Below are 258 nucleotides of genomic sequence, written 5' to 3'. Positions count from 1 at the left end.
TTCTTTTGGGATTAGGACAATGCCGTCTGCGAGCTAATTTATGGGCATGTTGAGCGAAATAACCATTCCTTGCCCGATTGCGTGCTATTTCTCTGGAAATAGTGGAAGGTGAGCGATTTAGCCTCCAAGCAATATAACGCTTAGAAAAACCTTCACGTAACAATGTAGAAATCTGATATCTTTCTTCTTGAGTAAGATGAGTATAGTTCATGATGCAACTTTGACTTTGGTCGGTCGGAAGCAAAATGCTAGCTCATC

The 258-nt window shown here is 41.1% G+C and carries 1 protein-coding gene; it reads right to left on the bottom strand.

Annotated features, from left to right (window positions below):
• On the bottom strand, window positions 1-211 hold a 211-nt coding region (locus tag E2K52_RS14990), incomplete at its 3' end, for a helix-turn-helix domain-containing protein (RefSeq protein ID WP_151205749.1).
• Window positions 212-258 lie beyond the last annotated feature (47 nt).

It is taken from the genome of Acinetobacter sp. RF14B (assembly GCF_006864105.1).
Taxonomy (GTDB): Bacteria; Pseudomonadota; Gammaproteobacteria; order Pseudomonadales; family Moraxellaceae; genus Acinetobacter; species Acinetobacter lwoffii_C.
Note: the sequence above shows the minus strand (reverse complement) of the source record. Positions and strands in the feature narration are given on the sequence as shown.